This is a genomic window from Bacillus sp. ISL-77, assembly GCF_018613105.1.
In genome coordinates this window covers 1-14,823 of sequence record NZ_JAGGQY010000078.1, presented here as the reverse complement: position 1 = coordinate 14,823, position 14,823 = coordinate 1, and the positions used below count along the sequence as shown (strand labels likewise).

Annotated in this window: 15 protein-coding genes; 2 read left to right on the top strand and 13 right to left on the bottom strand. The window is 36.9% G+C overall.

Annotated elements, in window-relative coordinates:
• Window positions 1-7: 7 nt before the first annotated feature.
• From J7E77_RS26635 to J7E77_RS26620, 4 genes are all read right to left on the bottom strand, one after another.
• Window positions 8-1,402: an MATE family efflux transporter gene (locus J7E77_RS26635; RefSeq protein ID WP_214718134.1), complete on the bottom strand. Its 1,395-nt coding sequence runs from the start codon at window positions 1,400-1,402 to the stop codon at window positions 8-10.
• A gap of 152 nt (window positions 1,403-1,554) precedes the next feature.
• Window positions 1,555-3,117, bottom strand: a complete 1,563-nt coding sequence (locus J7E77_RS26630; protein WP_214718133.1) for an acetate--CoA ligase — start codon at window positions 3,115-3,117, stop codon at window positions 1,555-1,557.
• Between the two features lie 271 nt (window positions 3,118-3,388).
• Window positions 3,389-4,339 carry a ribose-phosphate diphosphokinase gene (locus J7E77_RS26625; RefSeq protein ID WP_214718132.1) on the bottom strand — a complete coding sequence of 317 codons (951 nt, stop codon included), beginning with the start codon at window positions 4,337-4,339 and terminating at the stop codon, window positions 3,389-3,391.
• Window positions 4,340-4,482: 143 nt separating this feature from the next.
• Window positions 4,483-5,556, bottom strand: coding sequence for an NAD(P)H-dependent flavin oxidoreductase (locus J7E77_RS26620; protein WP_214718131.1), 1,074 nt, complete (start codon window positions 5,554-5,556; stop codon window positions 4,483-4,485).
• A gap of 245 nt (window positions 5,557-5,801) precedes the next feature.
• On the opposite strand from J7E77_RS26620, the gene J7E77_RS26615 reads away from it, so the two are divergent.
• Window positions 5,802-6,035: an ABC transporter gene (locus J7E77_RS26615; protein WP_214718130.1), complete on the top strand. Its 234-nt coding sequence runs from the start codon at window positions 5,802-5,804 to the stop codon at window positions 6,033-6,035.
• A 442-nt stretch (window positions 6,036-6,477) separates the two neighbouring features.
• Here the strand turns inward: J7E77_RS26615 and J7E77_RS26610 are convergent, their stop codons facing one another.
• The 6 genes from J7E77_RS26610 to J7E77_RS26585 all read right to left on the bottom strand — a co-directional run bounded on the left by J7E77_RS26610 (window position 6,478) and on the right by J7E77_RS26585 (window position 10,902).
• Window positions 6,478-6,957, bottom strand: a complete 480-nt coding sequence (locus J7E77_RS26610) for an extracellular solute-binding protein (RefSeq protein ID WP_483861476.1) — start codon at window positions 6,955-6,957, stop codon at window positions 6,478-6,480.
• Window positions 6,858-7,352, bottom strand: a complete 495-nt coding sequence (locus J7E77_RS31970) for a hypothetical protein (RefSeq protein ID WP_483861477.1) — start codon at window positions 7,350-7,352, stop codon at window positions 6,858-6,860. The genes J7E77_RS26610 and J7E77_RS31970 overlap by 100 nt, the downstream gene beginning before the upstream one ends.
• A complete protein-coding gene (locus J7E77_RS26600; protein ID WP_214718129.1) occupies window positions 7,295-7,573 on the bottom strand; it encodes an extracellular solute-binding protein in 279 nt (92 codons plus the stop codon). Before J7E77_RS26600 ends, J7E77_RS31970 begins: the two co-directional genes overlap by 58 nt.
• 161 nt (window positions 7,574-7,734) lie before the next feature.
• Complete coding sequence (locus J7E77_RS26595) at window positions 7,735-8,382, bottom strand: glycosyltransferase (protein ID WP_214718128.1); 648 nt, start codon at window positions 8,380-8,382, stop codon at window positions 7,735-7,737.
• 99 nt (window positions 8,383-8,481) lie between these two features.
• Window positions 8,482-9,828 (bottom strand): hypothetical protein, encoded by a 1,347-nt coding sequence (locus J7E77_RS26590; RefSeq protein WP_214718127.1) that lies wholly within the window; start codon window positions 9,826-9,828, stop codon window positions 8,482-8,484.
• 144 nt (window positions 9,829-9,972) lie between these two features.
• On the bottom strand, window positions 9,973-10,902 hold the full coding sequence (locus tag J7E77_RS26585) for a glycosyltransferase (protein WP_214718126.1): 930 nt from the start codon (window positions 10,900-10,902) through the stop codon (window positions 9,973-9,975).
• A 182-nt stretch (window positions 10,903-11,084) separates the two neighbouring features.
• Here J7E77_RS26585 and J7E77_RS26580 point away from each other — a divergent pair, with 182 nt between their 5' ends.
• Window positions 11,085-12,380, top strand: a complete 1,296-nt coding sequence (locus J7E77_RS26580; RefSeq protein ID WP_251028200.1) for a glycosyltransferase — start codon at window positions 11,085-11,087, stop codon at window positions 12,378-12,380.
• 93 nt (window positions 12,381-12,473) lie between these two features.
• On the opposite strand, the gene J7E77_RS26575 is transcribed toward J7E77_RS26580, so the two are convergent.
• The 3 genes from J7E77_RS26575 to J7E77_RS26565 all read right to left on the bottom strand — a co-directional run.
• Entirely contained in the window at window positions 12,474-13,373 is a 900-nt protein-coding gene (locus tag J7E77_RS26575; RefSeq protein ID WP_214718125.1) for an ROK family protein, read from the bottom strand.
• A gap of 26 nt (window positions 13,374-13,399) precedes the next feature.
• Complete coding sequence (locus J7E77_RS26570) at window positions 13,400-13,849, bottom strand: ATP-binding protein (RefSeq protein WP_214718123.1); 450 nt, start codon at window positions 13,847-13,849, stop codon at window positions 13,400-13,402.
• Between the two features lie 322 nt (window positions 13,850-14,171).
• A partial coding sequence (locus J7E77_RS26565) for a hypothetical protein (RefSeq protein WP_214718121.1) occupies window positions 14,172-14,823 on the bottom strand: 652 nt, incomplete at its 5' end.

Sequence of the window (14,823 nt, the reverse complement as noted above, 5' to 3'; positions counted from 1 at the left end):
GAATTTATTATACAAGTTTATGCTCGTACCACTTTTTCCCTTTGAATCGCCATCCAAAGATGATTCCACGTGCACCCCATTCTACAATCATCGCTACCCATACACCGATAATCCCAAAACCTAAGGTAATACCTAAAATATAACCTAGGACCACCCGTAATAACCACATTGACAGCAAAGAAGCAATCGAAGTAAAGTTCGAATCGCCAGCTGCTCTTAGGGCTGATGGCATAATAAAACTCGGTGACCACAAGATTGGCTGGGCAATGGCAGATATCAGGATAAGTGTAAATATGGTTGGAACAATTTCATCAGGTGGGTTGAACAATTTTATCAATAACGGAAACAATGGCAATAATATAAGATCTGCAACAACAAAGAAGATGGAGGAAAGTCCAATCAACGAATAAATGAATTTCCTAGCGTCCTCTATATTCCTACGTCCAACACACTGCCCAACAATCGTAACAATTGCAATGCCGAGTGCATTTGGTCCGATTTGATATAACAAAGCAATGGCATTACCGATAGCATATACCGTCATTGAAAGGGTGCCTAATTGAACAATAAACGTTTGCGTTAACAGTTTTCCACCATTGAAAAATATCTGTTCTGCAGCAAACGGAAGACCAATAAACATCACTTTCTTGAGAATAGACATATCTATTCGGAATGCGCTTTTTATCCGAAAACGGATCGTCTCATTATATTTTAAGACATAAATTAATGAAGCAACCATTCCCAAAACTCGTGCTAGAATCGTTGAAACCACGAGTCCTTCCACACCCATTTTAAAAATCGTAATAAGCAAAACATTTAGAATCGTATTCGTTAAATTCATGATTAATGATAAATTTAAGCAAGGTTTTGTCTCTCCGACACCTCTTAAGGCCCCCGTCACCGCTTGAAAGATCGCGATTAACGGATATGAAAGACAGCTTCCGATGAGATAGATTCTTGCGTTTTGAAACACGTCTGCTTCCGCTTTACCAAATAACATGTTTAGGATTGGTGTATGAAAAATAATTACAAGAGCGCTGATTAGGACTGAAAATATGGTACAGGCAGATATCGCTTGGGTCGCTGTTTTAGACACCATCGCTGAGTTACCGCTGCCTTTATATTGGGCCACAATAACGGTACCACCTGTTGCCACAGCAATAAATACATTGGCCAAGAAAATATTCAATGAATCTACCATACTCACCGCGCTGACTGCAGCTACTCCTGCAGAACTGATCATCGCTGTATTTAATAAACTCATTAAGATTAAAAAGGCCTGGTCTACGAAAAGGGGCAAGATGATTGCAAATATTTTCTTGTAATCTATCGATTCGCCAGTAAAATACTTATCTAATATAGATACCGTTCTATGCCTAATATTCAGTTCTAATTTATTCATTACACGACACTTCTTTAATGGATTTTTGGAAATTCAACGACAATATTTGTAAAATGAACTTTGATTATTATACCACGAATTGGAAGAGAGTATAGTGTTTTAATGTGACTCTCGCCAAGGGCTGTCAGAATCGCAAATTTGCCTTTCTTCTATTATCGCTGCGTTCGAAGTTCGATCCGACGAATTTTTCCTGAATCTGTTTTAGGTAGTGCCTCGATATATTCAATCACCCGTGGATATTTATAAGGTGCTGTTAAATTTTTAACAAAGCCCTGCAATTCCTTTGTTAACTCCATTGAATTGGAAATCCCATCTTTCAATACCACAAATGCTTTGACAATGTTTCCTCTGATTGGGTCCGGTAAAGCGACTACCGCGCACTCTTTCACCGATTTATGTTTCATTAAAGCATCTTCCACTTCAAAAGGTCCAATCGTATAGCCAGAGCTGATGATTACATCATCTTTTCTTCCTTGGAACCAAAAATAGTTATCCTCGTCTTTAAATGCCCGGTCACCCGTTAAAAAGTATTGATTATTATAGGAAGCCGCCGTTGTCTCGGGATTTTTATAATACTGTTTAAATAATGCTGGGAAATCGCTTCTAATCGCAATCGTCCCAACTTCCTTTATAGGAGCAGGTTGGCCATTTTCATCAACCACTTCAATAAATTTTGATAACAGCGGCTGCCCCATTGAGCCTAATTTTTTCTCATCTATATTTAAATTGGCAATCAGTAACGTACTTTCAGTCTGACCGTACCCATCCCGAATCAGGATGTTAAATTGATTTTTAAACACATCGATGACTTCACGATTAAGTGCCTCTCCTGCGGAAACAGCAGTATGTAATGGCGATAGATCGAAGTTTGAAAGGTCATCTAATTTAGCCATCATCCGATATTCAGTAGGTGTGCAGCATAAAACATTTACTTTGTTATTTTGAAGAAGCCGTAAATATTTATGGGGATTGAACCTGCCATGATAGATAAAACCTGTTGCCCCTGAACCCAATATCGATAAAAATGGACTCCAGACCCATTTTTGCCACCCTGGGGAAGCTGTGGCCCAAACCAGATCCTCTTCACTAATATTCAGCCATTTTGAAGCGGCAATTCTTAAATGAGCAAATCCCCATCCATGGCTATGGACAACCCCTTTTGGCTGCCCGGTTGTCCCAGATGTATAAGCTAAAAAAGCATAATCCTCACTCAGTGTTTCTACATCGATAAAGGTTTCTGATTCCTCTTCGATTAACGCTTCTAACGAGAGCCAATTTGGTACTTCTAGACCAAACGCGATTTTATATTGTAAAAACGGTGTTTCCTCGTTAATATTTTCAAATTCTTTTACCAAATCAAAATATGAAATGACGGCTTTAGCTTCAGAATGATTTAAGCGATAAACTAAATCCTTTGCCCTAAGCAATTCTGAAGTAGGACTAATGACAAGCCCTGCCTTTAAACATGCTAAGTAGATGACATAAGATTCAATGAGACGAGTGGTCATTACGACAACCCGATCACCTTTCTCTAATCCTAATTTAGTTAACCCATTGGCAAGTTTATTTGCATTCGTGATTAACTGAGCATAAGAGATCGTTTTTGTTTCCCCAAGTTCATTTTCCCATCGCAAGGCAATTTTATCTGAGGCATGCTTTGAGATTTCACTTGCTAAATTAAAGTGTTCTGGTACGATCAATGATTTCAATTCCACTTTAATCAAACTCCAATCTTGATAGTATTAGTGGGTTCCCTATGGAACTCTGCCTGTAAGAAATACCCAAAGATATTAGTATCTGGTATTAAAACAAGCTATTAAATGCAATTCCCTCTTACAATAATATCATTTTAAAAATCATTGTAAATTATTTAGATTTATAACTACTGCCCAATACCAGGGTTTATTATCTGGTCATAAACTTTTTCTAGATTCTCTAACAAATAAAAAAGCCAACAAAATATATAGTTGGCTTCGAACAATAAACTTATTCAAATAACGGACTTACTGCTTTTTCATTATGAATCCGATCGATTGCCTCTACAAGCAATGGAGCAACAGATATCGTTTTGATTTTGCTAATGACTTTATCTTCAGGTAACTGAATTGTATTCGTCACCACTAATTCCTTAATTGGTGATGCTTCAATTTTTTCAATCGCCTTGTCTGTAAAAACAGGATGAGTACATCCTGCATAGATCGCTTTAGCCCCATTTTCTGCTAGTGCCTTAGCTGCTAACACAATAGTTTCTCCTGTATCAATTAAATCGTCAATAATAATCACATTTTTTCCTTCTACATTACCAACTACATTAGTGGTTTCGACACCATTTTCCTCAAATCTTCTTTTATCGATCAGAGCAATTGGAGCATGTAATAGGTTGGCCACTTTCCTCGCTCTGCCGATACTGCCGTTATGAGGCGCCACAATAACAATATCTTCCAATCCCTTTTCCTGAAAATACTGTCCAAGGATTGGAACACCATATAGATGTTCAACAGGGATATCAAAGAAACCTTGAATTTGTGATGTGTGGAGGTCCATTGTAAGAATTCTAGTTGCTCCAGTAGTTTCTAAAAGGTTAGCGACTAGTTTTGCCGTAATTGGCTCGCGCGAACGTGCCTTTCTGTCTTGCCGTCCATACCCATAGTATGGAATGACAACATTGATTACTCCAACTGATGCTCTTTTTAAGGCATCTATCATAATGAGGAGTTCCAAAATATTATCATTAACAGGGTAGGAAGTAGATTGAACGATATATACTTCACTGCCTCGAACACTTTCTTCTATATGGATTTGAATCTCTCCATCACTAAAATGAGATACTGAACTTTTGCCTAACTCACAGCCCAATAGCTCTGCTATCTCTGCTGCTAGCTTTTGATTTGAATTCAATGAAAAAAGTTTAAATCTTTTGTTTTGTTGGTATGTCACCTTAGATCCTCCACACTATTTCAATTTCTGTAGTTAATTTTTTAATCCTCACTTATTTTACTATATTCAACGCTACAATGGTAGGAATTCGAAATATCCATACTCTGTTTTCAACGAGTTTTAGAAGCATGGTTTGTCCCAAACTATTTGAAAGATAGTAAACGTGTGGCACCTGTAACTAAATCATGGATAATTTTACTAGCGGATACTTCGTTTTGTAATAGTCTTATTGCCTGACCTGCCCATAATGACATATATTCGGGTTTATTTTGCAAAGCTGCTTCTCTACGAATATCATTTGTCAGGGTATTTTGGGTTGGGAAATCCGCTGGAGAGATATTGGCGTCATGGTACGTTTGAATAAAAGCATTGTTGATTCCCCTCGCTGGACGGCCGGAAAATACTTTCGTAATAACCGTACTTTCTTCTGTACTGTTGATTAGTGATTGTTTATATACAGGATGTGCTCCCGACTCAAGGGTCGTTAAGAAAGCGGTCCCCATTTGCACCCCCTGCGCACCTAAAGCTAATGAGGCAACTAGGCCGCGACTATCCATTATTCCCCCTGCAGCAACAACCGGCACCGTAACAGCATCCACGATCTGAGGAACAAGTGAAAAGGTTCCGATTGCTGCACCATGGGTGTTTTTTTCAATTTCAAAAGTTCCTCGATGACCACCAGCGTCACTCCCTTGGGCAATAATGATATCTACCCCACTATCCTCAGCAAGTTTCGCTTCACGAACAGTTGTTACCATGGTAGTAATGATGATGTTATGTTGCTTTGCGACTGTCATTTTATCTTTGGGAAGGACACCGAATGCAGTTGAAATGACAGGTACGTTTTCATCGATTAACACTTCAAACTGTTCCTCAAAAAAGTTGTTCGTTACGACTTGTTGTTCAGTGAATTCGATTCCTAATTTCCCTCTAATGTCATTAAGTACCTTCTGTGACTCTTCGACTCCTTCATATTGATCTTTCAAATTTGTACAAAACAAGTTCACGGCAAATGGCTTTGTTGTCCGATCCTTAATTTCCCTGATAGCTTTTCTTATCTCCTCCGGTTTCATATAGGCCGCACCCAAAGTCCCTAACCCACCAGCGTTAGATACACTAGCAACAAGATCCACGGTTGTAGGACCTCCAGCCATTCCAGCTTGGATAATTGGATAGGCAATATCCAGTAGGTCACATAGTTTTGTGTTTAAATGCATAGAAATCTTCCTTTCTCCTAACAATCCATTTTATTGTTCGTTATGTATGAAGGGATAGTATTCTTTCGGCCCAATCCCAATAACGTTTTCCTCTACTACTATATAAACACAATTAGAGCAAAAGTGTCAGAAACTTTTTATTAGCGCCTTTTTTGAGCCCGCTTTTCGTGATTTCATAAACAAGTTGTCAAGCAACTGCATACATTAATATCGAACAACCATAGACAGACAGGGGGTGAATTTATATGAGTCCTAATCATTCTTGCTATGGGATTTTTGGAATTTTTCTTGGATTTTTAACAGGTGCCATTTGGTTATTGTTTGTAGTATTGGGCTGGGTCACTATGTTGCTTGGAGTAATCGGCCTAAGTGGTCTAATTGTTACCGTTCTAAACTTCCTTATCGCTGTAATTGGTTTCCTAGCATTCCTTATCTTCGGATTATACGTATTCAAGAGGGCGTGGCATCACTGTAAGTGAAATAGCATTCAAGATTAATCCAGCTTGGAATTATAAATTTTGTGCAAGAAACCAATACTGGATGACAGTCTCTTATTAGAGGCTGTCCTTTTCATTATTTTTATACAAATAAAAAAAGCGGGCAACTAGGGCTGTTGTCAGCCTTGTTGTCCGCTTTTTAAATTAGAATTTAGTTTGATAGTTATCGATTTCCCATGTATGAACCGCAGTACGGTAGCTATATCATGCTTTTTTTAAGATTATTTAAGTATCAATAACCTTGATAAATCGACACTTTACTGATTCACTCTTTCATTAAATATTATAGAATTTCAAAAACAGTCGGTCAAAAATCGGTCAAAGTGGTCGGTCAGTGGTCACAAGAAAATGGTCATAAAAAGGGTCATTAAATTGGTCACAAAATTGGAAATAAAAATGGATAGAAAACCCAAAAAACGGGCTTCTATCCATTTTGTTTTTCTAGCCAATCTAATAAAAACTTTTTAGTTTTTTCGGTTGGGAATAACCATTTTCTTCCTAATTTTCTTTTAGGAAAATCTTTGTCATAAAAAAATTCTTTAAGAATTGTGTTCCATGACAATCTTGTGTGTCGCATTAAATCTTCCGTATCCCAAAACATCGCCCAACCAATTCCGTGAACAATGGAAGCCTGTTGTTTGCCTTTAGGAAGTGGAGCGACCCCTAATTTATCACCGAGTACCCCTTGAAATTCGCCTGCACTAACTGAAATCGCAGGAATCATGGCCACTTTTCCGGATAGGAACAACTGCTTGCCTTCCGTCTCCATAACCGTTTTCGCTGAAGGCGAGATTCCCTTGTCAATTAACTTCTTGATAAAATGAAAGGCTTCTTTCGATTCGGGAGAATCAAACCCAGACTTCTTTTTATCCTCGCTGATAATGTATCCTCCTGCTTGGTGCATAAGATCGTAATAAACGGCTTGACTTTGCTTGATATCAGTGGAATACCCATAAATACCCTTTTCTTTATTCGATAACTACTTTGCAACCTTTTCAATATCAGCCCAGGTCCAGTTTTCATCTGGGTATGGAACCCCTGCATCATCGAAAAGCTTTTTGTTGTAATACAGCCCGACAGAGTCGATAAAATAAGGAGCCGCATAAAGCTTATCTTGATACGTATTAAATCCACAACGGCTGGGAAATAGTTATCCTTTTTATATTCACTATCTTTTTGAATATAAGGGTCTATATCCTTGATAAATCCTGAAATAGCATATTGGTAGAAGTTCGGTCCGTTCATCCAGAAAACATCCGGACCTTTTCCGCCTCCGATACTTGTTTTAGCTTGGTCCAATAATCCTCCCAAGGTGTATAGGTGACATTGACCTTGATATCTGGATGTTGTTTCTTAAATGCTTCAATAGATTTATCTACGGCAGGATTGACATTTTTATCCCATAATGCAGCTTCAAGTGTCTTCTTTTCTTTCCCGCTGCTCTGTGTGTTGGAGCAAGCAGACATAACAACAACGACAATGATTAACAATAGGTGAACCAGAAACCTCATCTTTTTCATTTCTCTCCCCCTCGTATCATTTTGTTCATATGAAGCTATTAAAGATTGTAAATCTTAGGGGAAGTGGTATATCAATCTAAAAATAGAAGTTCTATTCCATTTCAGGCAAATCGAAAAACCATATTCTTTTTTACAAGGATCTTTCTGTGTTGAAAAGAATCTTAATTAGGGCGGAACCAACTACTTACTGATGTATTTTTACCATGAATATGCCAAATGATATTACTTGAATTATCAACATTATCGTCTTTTAATCCATACTTGCTCCAGGCAGTCCTCCACTGCAGATCCTCGTAATTTTTATTATCTTTAATAGTAAGTAAAGTTTGGTATGCTTTTTGACTAAATGCAAATGTCATAGGCATTCGATAGTTATTATTTGGAAAATGACCACCTAGACTTTTGTAATTACCTTTTGCTAAATGGTAGTTATTCAGTTGATAACTTATTTTTGAGCTTAATATATCACATTGATGTGTCTCAAAATATTCAACTACAGTTTTCACATAATCCTTTTTATAAATATCATCGTCATCAATTTTAATATATAGATCATATAGTTCTGGACATTGTGATATTGTCGTCATTGCATTTGTATGGGTCCTTGAATTTTTCTTGTACTGAATTTTAAATCGATCGTCAAGGATATCATCAAATAAGATTTCATAATCTTTAACTTCGAATTCATTATCAAACATAATGCTGATTGAATGGGTAAAATTTGTATACGACTGGTTTTTCATATTAAGTATACATTGACGAATCATGTAGGGACGTTGATACGATGGTGTAAATAACAAAACCTTCACTTTTTATACCTCCCTTAACAAGTCACAGCAGTTATATAATTTTATACATCACAAATGAAAAGATTTGGATAACGTATTTCGGTTTTTGAGAAAATGTATTTATGATAGAGGCGGTTCTTTTATCCATTCTCCTTCTACGGAACAAGCCCAATATGTTAGTTTGTCTCCCGATTGACAAACCAGAATTGTCCGGCCGTCCTCCAACTGATCAAGCAGGATAGGTTCGACATCTTCCTGAGTAATTACTATTGGGCCATGCCATGGATATCCTCGTTTTTCATTCTCTCGCCACCAAAATCCAATACCGCCCCTTTCTAACTTGCATGCTGCCTCAAAATTCCCAGAGCGATTCCCATGAAAAACGGGAATATCCTTTACCCCTTCAGCAAACGTTATGGTCCTATTCCATATTTTTTTTACTCTATTTTGCCAATAGTGGGTTAACGTATTACCTGACTGTACAATTAGTTCTTTATTGCCAAATTTACTTCTAATGGGCAGCGAAGGCGCAAAATTTGACTCATCTTTTTCATACCAAGGGTAAATCTCGTCACAATATTTTTCAATCATGCATTTATAAGCCAGCTGTTTAATTAACCTTCGTGTTTGGTCGTTCTTAAGGCGATAAATTGGATGGCACAACCCACTAAACTTCTTGCTATTTAAACAGTCTATTATTTCATCCAGTTTAAAATGTGGACGATACCGTATGAGATCCGTGTCACTTACGTATGGATATTTTTTCATTTTAAACCCTAATTCGTGTGCGATATTGACAAAAAATATTTCGTCAGAACCCCAAGATATCGTTTCTAACAGAGCATTTTTGTATTTTTCCTTTTTACTCGGTTCCAGAATTGCCTTAACCAATGATCTTTTAATCACTTGACCAACATTAAATACACCATAATACGGATCAAGCCTGAATAATTCTTTCCATCTATCAATATCTTTTCTTAGTTGTTTTCCGATAAACCAATTATGTCCAGGTATCCTTAGTCTAACGGCCATGTAATCTGCTTCTCTCATTTGTTCGGATATGATGTTCTCATATCCGTCCTTAATAAATAAAGCATCGGAATCTATATTAATAAAATATTCATAATCTATTCCCAGTTCCTCAATCCATTCCATTGTCTCAAGAAAATATATAGTTGTGTATCCATACTTTAATTTTCTACTGGATGGACACACAGGTACACCTAAATCATCGCATAGGGATGGATCTCCCCCTCCATTAAATAAAACGAATGTGCTATTCGGACAAAAAAATCGGACATTATTGATTAGTTCCTTAATAAGCTCACGATTATTATGAACAAGGATGGCAAAACAAATTTTGCTTTTTGGTTTTTTAGTAAAGTACTTATATTCCTTTTTAAGGGTCTGCTCCCTTGTTACATTTCCATTCTGGTGTGAATTTACTTTTGAATTATTTTCATTCATGATCATTCACCTCATATAATAAATGAAAGGATAAAGGGAGAAACAATCGACCTTTTTCCAAATTTATTAATAAAAAAAGAAAATTCCCTTGTCATTGATGATTCATATTTTTTGGGTATTACTTGTTTGTTAGTTATGGACATTCTATTGTTTGCCTAAAATTTCTTCAATCTTCGCAATTAATTGTTCTACTCTTTTATAAGTAGTATGTTGGGTTTGTACAAATTGATAACCCTGGTCCGCAATCCTATTCCTTTCGTCCTCGTGTTCTAAATAATGTTCTGCTTTTTCATAAAAATCATGTTTCGTAATACTAACATAATGTTCACCAGGAATAAGCCCCAAATCATCAAGGTCTTTAAGTTGTGGAGCAAGCAATAAAGTTCTGCATCCCGGAACTTCAAAATATTTCATTACCGGAAACTTTCTTCTCGTTCCACAAGTAAAAAAGATTTTTGCCCTATTTATTTCCATTGCATATCTTTCAGTTACAAAAATTTTAGCCTTTTCGTCTTCCGTATATTTTCGATATCCGGGATGGGGGTGATAGACAAATCTTGAATCTTTTTTAAATTGCTTAACTATTTTTTCTCTCAAGGGATAACCGCCATTTACAGCCCCCATTAGTAACATATCGATTTCTTTTGGTAAACCATAATCCTTAAAGATTTCACTATTAATATGGTGAGGAAACCAACAGAGTCGATTTTTAAATTCAGGATATATTTTTTTGAAAATCCGCTTGTAATTAGAAAAAATGTATTGAATGTTATTGGAATTGATATATTCTCTTCTTTTTTCAATAAATCGGTGTACATCCTCAATAAAAATCCCAGCAGGAATACTAATATCTGATAAACCGTAAACTACAGGTTTCAAACTGCCCCCAATATCATTTTGAATAAGAATAAAATCAGGTGTAAAAGCTATATGCTTTAAAATATCCTGTATATGTCCAGAATCTCTCCAAATGGCTAAATTTGTTTTTTGGGATAATTCTTTCTCAACATGGTAAAAGCTCTCATTGAAAGTATTAAGTTTTGTATCTTTACCTATCAGAAGTAGATTTAACATTAAATAAGCCACCTTTTTTTTCGCCTAATCCATCATTATAGTATGTTAATAGATAAAATATGTTCCTCGAAATATTTTTCTGTTTTCGCAATAATCTCTACCGAACAAATTTCCGGGTTTTTCCATATGATAAGACGTTCATCAAACAAAATGTTCTATTAAATTAAGGGAGAGGCTAAGAGATGAAAATAGCACTTCTTACAATGTTTAATGGCTTAGATAGTTCGTATTCTTTGGTAAATGTAGTAGCGGAACAGGTTCGAATGCTTCTTGATGCAAATATTGAAACCAGAATTTTGGTAAGTGACATCTGCCCGCTAAATAAACTTTATGGAATTTTCCTAGATAAACGAATTAAATGGGTGAAAATATGTAACCATCTAGAAGGAAAACAAATGCATTGGAAAAACTACATTCAGTCAGAAGGTGAGGTACATGATACCTTTTTTAATGAGGCAGATGTGATTGCAGAGGACTTAGTAAAAAAATTAGCAGATATTGATATCTGTTTTATGCATGATATTCATTACCAGGGGTGGCATTTACACCATAACATCGCAATTAGAAAAGTTCAGGAGAAACTGACTAACCTTAAATTCCTTGCATTTACCCACTCCGCGCCTGTTAAACGCCCCCCCAACCCGAAATGGCCTTTCTCTGCCCGATTTACACCAATGCCTAATACTTTGTATATTTATCCAACACAATCTGGAATTTCAGCCTTGGCAAAACAATACAATGTTCCTGAAGATCGTTGTAAAGTAGTAAATAACAGTCTTGACCTACTAGGTTTTGTAACAGAGGAAGTTAATCTATTATCAAAGTATATTGATTTGCTGACTCCGGATATTTTAGTTGTCTATCCTGGTCGTTTAACGAGGGCAAAGAAATTTGATAAAGTTGCTGCTCTATGCGGAGCAATAAAAGTAAAAACAAGCAAGCTTGTCAAAGTAATATTCTGTGATACATTCCCAAAGTTAGATACTTCTCCAGAGGCCTATAAGGAATTTGTTCGCTCTATTGGGGTAAAATTTGGTTTAAATGATGGAGATTTATTATTCACATCAGATATAAAAGAATTTAATAAAGGGCTCCCAAGAAAAAGTGTATTAGAACTTTTCACACTTTCAAACTTATTTATATGTCCTTCTTACTCAGAGTCTTTTGGTTTAACTGTCCTGGAAGCAGCAAGTAGAGGGAATTTTCTTGTTTTAAACGAACAGGTGCCGGCTTTAAATGAACTCGGGAGCCAATTGGATGCGTACTTTATGAAATGGGATGCCAAGAATTTTGGATTTAATACTCGTGAAATCTATCGTCCTTCAGAAGAAGCTTATCTTACTAACCATGCTGACAACATTATCAAATTGATGGATACCAATTCAGTTATTCATGCAAAAATAATCGCAAAACAACGGTATTCTCCAAAATGGATCTGGAAAAATCAATTGGAACCGATTATTAAATCATTATGTTAAATTGCGAAACTAAACTAAAAAGAAACCCGGTCCAAAAAATTCCTTGGATTGGGTTTCTTTTATTTGAGTTAATACACAATTACAACAGCTATTTTATTTAAAAGGCCGGTTTTGTTCTTGTAAAAAATGATACAAAGCGCCAATCATTCCAGCATCGTTTTGATATTTACATAGTTCAACAGGTACCTTGAATACTTTCCACCATGAAATAAGGTCAAGTTGATGATTAATCATGCTTAACAATTCTTGTTGATTGGCCACGCCCCCGCCAATTAATACTTTTTGAGGGTTTAAAGTTACAGTAAGGTTATAAATTCCATAACTTATGTTTTTTGTCCAATCATCAATTAGTTTTCTAACCGAATGATTATTATTAGAATCCAAAAAAACTGTCTCTCCATCAATATTTTCGTTTTCACTTAAGCCTTTTAATTTTTTATAGGAATGAATTAAGGCAGATGTAGAAGCGTTCGAATGCCATACTTCAAATTGCCCTCTTTTAGTCCGGTTCTTCATAAACCCAAATTCACCGCCTCTAAAACTGTGACCACGCAAAAGCTTCCCGTTAGTGAAAATCCCTCCGCCAACGCCGGTTCCCAATGTTATACAAATAAAATCTGTACAATTTTTTGCATTACCACTGATGCTTTCGGCTAACGCAGCACAATTCCCATCGTTTTCTATTTCAATCGGAAGGGAAGTTTTTGCTTTTAATAATTCTTTTAGATTTTGTTTACTTAATGCCTTTACAGAACCTGCTGCTTCAGAATACCCTGTATGGGGATTAATAAATCCCGGTAAACTAATAGCAATCCCACTCACAATAGTATTTCTTGTGTTCATGTTAATTGTATCTATCATGTCTTTTAGAAATAGTTCCAGGTTGATTGGACGGGTATTATAGCTACCTTGTGAAAGAACAGTTCCATTCTCTAATAATAAACCGTACTTAACTTTTGTCCCGCCTACATCGAAACAGATGTACTTTTTCAAATTACTTCCTCCAGACTAATCTAGATTTAGGTGGTATCGTTATTCATTACCTTAATAATTACTCCCTCATCCGAGGTAGGTTTTTCGAACTCTTCGTAGTAAATTTTTTTTAATAAATTTTCCGGTAATCGTTTCAACACTTTATTACGTTTTTTACAAATATCAAAGTTGGTATCAACATGAAATATTTCCAAAGTTAGCCCGAATTCTTTAGCAACCTCGATCCATCTATTACGACGCTCTCTTGTCTTGTTTGTGGAATCCACAACTACTTTATGGCCGCTTTTAAGTAACGTCCGGACCATGAGTTCAGCTGATTCCCATACTTTTGGTTCAGCCTTAGCTTTATAAACGTGGCCATGTAAAGCTAGCCTGAGATCATCAATAGATACGCGTGTCCACCCTTGTTCCTGAAGTGTTTTCCCGTATGTTGATTTTCCGCTTAGTGGAATCCCGCACATAATTCCAAGTTTCATCATACATCTCCCCTAAGTACTTTTATCAATGCTTCTCTTTATTAAATGCTTGAAAACATTAAGAAGTTAGTTTTTGGGATACCCATTTTTCTATTACGCCTTCATCATCTCTATAACTGGACAATTGTTGATATTAACTATTCCTTTACATCATTCCGGCATTGATTATTTTTGATTGTTGGTAAAAAGAGACCCTACATATTCCTCCCACAATAGAGATCCTTTGCCCTCCAAATTCCCAAATAACCTAAAAATACAAAGTAGAGACTGACCTAAAAAGTCGTTTGATTACCTTTAGACCAGTCTCTTTTTTAAATGTGATTTATTTTCCTGGTTTCGGTGGTTTTAGTTTTCTTGGTTTCGGTGGTTTTAGTTTTCTTGGTTTCGGTGGTTTTAGTTTTCTTGGTTTCGGTGGTTTTGGTTTTTCTGGTTTCGGCGGTTTTGGTTTTTCTGGTTTTGGCGGTTTTGGTTTTTCTGGTTTTGGCGGTTTCGGTTTTCCTGGTTTCCGCGGTTTCGGTGGGATCGGACATTCAGTTGCTGTATCAGTCTCGGTTTCGGTTTCCGTCTCGGTTTCGGTCTCCGTCACGGTCTCCGTTTCCGTTTCGGTTTCGGTCTCCGTTTCAGTCTCGGTTTCTGTCTCGGTCTCCGTTTCGGTCTCCGTTTCGGTCTCCGTCTCCGTTTCGGTCTCCGTTTCCGTCTCGGTCTCCGTTTCAGTTTCCGTTTCAGTCTCCGTCTCGGTCTCCGTTTCAGTTTCCGTTTCGGTCTCCGTTTCGGTCTCCGTTTCCGTTTCGGTTTCTGTTTCCGTTTCGGTCTCCGTCTCCGTTTCCGTTTCCGTTTCCGTTTCGGTCTCCGTTTCCGTCTCGGTCTCCGTTTCGGTTTCGGTCTCCGTTTCCGTTTCGGTCTCCGTTTCCGTTTCGGTCTCCGTTTCCGTTTCTGTTTTGGTGTTGTCGTCGGGTTCTGTTTTCATGTCACGT

Coding starts and splice junctions, on each gene's coding strand:
- J7E77_RS26600 (WP_214718129.1), bottom strand. CDS start 7,573: ATGAAAAAGATGAGGTTTCTGGTTCACCTATTGTTAATCATTGTCGTT.
- J7E77_RS26635 (WP_214718134.1), bottom strand. CDS start 1,402: ATGAATAAATTAGAACTGAATATTAGGCATAGAACGGTATCTATATTA.
- J7E77_RS26580 (WP_251028200.1), top strand. CDS start 11,085: ATGAAAATAGCACTTCTTACAATGTTTAATGGCTTAGATAGTTCGTAT.
- J7E77_RS26570 (WP_214718123.1), bottom strand. CDS start 13,849: ATGAAACTTGGAATTATGTGCGGGATTCCACTAAGCGGAAAATCAACA.
- J7E77_RS26590 (WP_214718127.1), bottom strand. CDS start 9,828: ATGAATGAAAATAATTCAAAAGTAAATTCACACCAGAATGGAAATGTA.
- J7E77_RS26620 (WP_214718131.1), bottom strand. CDS start 5,556: ATGCATTTAAACACAAAACTATGTGACCTACTGGATATTGCCTATCCA.
- J7E77_RS26585 (WP_214718126.1), bottom strand. CDS start 10,902: ATGTTAAATCTACTTCTGATAGGTAAAGATACAAAACTTAATACTTTC.
- J7E77_RS26610 (WP_483861476.1), bottom strand. CDS start 6,957: ATGCACCAAGCAGGAGGATACATTATCAGCGAGGATAAAAAGAAGTCT.
- J7E77_RS26615 (WP_214718130.1), top strand. CDS start 5,802: ATGAGTCCTAATCATTCTTGCTATGGGATTTTTGGAATTTTTCTTGGA.